Raw genomic sequence first — 440 nt, forward strand, 5'->3', positions numbered from 1 at the left:
GAACCCTGCCCGACGTTAATCGGTGAACAGAGAATGCCCGCCGGTGTGACTTTCAGAAAACTGCCGCCGACTTTCAGGGTGATTTCCGCTGCCGCTTCCAGCACCACTTTGCCGCCGCTTTTCAGGTGAATTTCCTGCCCGCTGTCAATCACGGTCGCATCACCGGTCTGAATATGCTGGCTGCCTGCAATCCGGTGGGAAACATCACCTTCGGTGGTGATTTTGCGCGAACCGGCCACCTGATGATGGTCATCGGCGAGGATCTCGTGATAGCGGTTATTATCGATACGTTGTTTCTGGTCGTGTTTGATATGCCAGAGGGCATCGTTTTCGATATGGGCGGTAAAATCTTTCTGACCGTGGAGATAAATTTCCTCGCTGTCCTTGGCATCCTCAAAGCGCAGTTCGTTAAAGCCCTTGCCTTTATGGGTTTTGGTCTT

1 protein-coding gene is annotated in these 440 nt (G+C 52.5%); it reads right to left on the bottom strand.

The window, feature by feature from the left end:
* On the bottom strand, positions 1 to 404 hold a 404-nt coding region (locus FE394_RS19985; RefSeq protein WP_419836366.1), incomplete at its 3' end, for a bacteriophage T4 gp5 trimerisation domain-containing protein.
* Positions 405 to 440: the final 36 nt, after the last annotated feature.

The sequence above is a fragment of the Xenorhabdus littoralis genome (genome assembly GCF_033949345.1).
GTDB classification, from domain to species: domain Bacteria; phylum Pseudomonadota; class Gammaproteobacteria; order Enterobacterales; family Enterobacteriaceae; genus Xenorhabdus; species Xenorhabdus littoralis.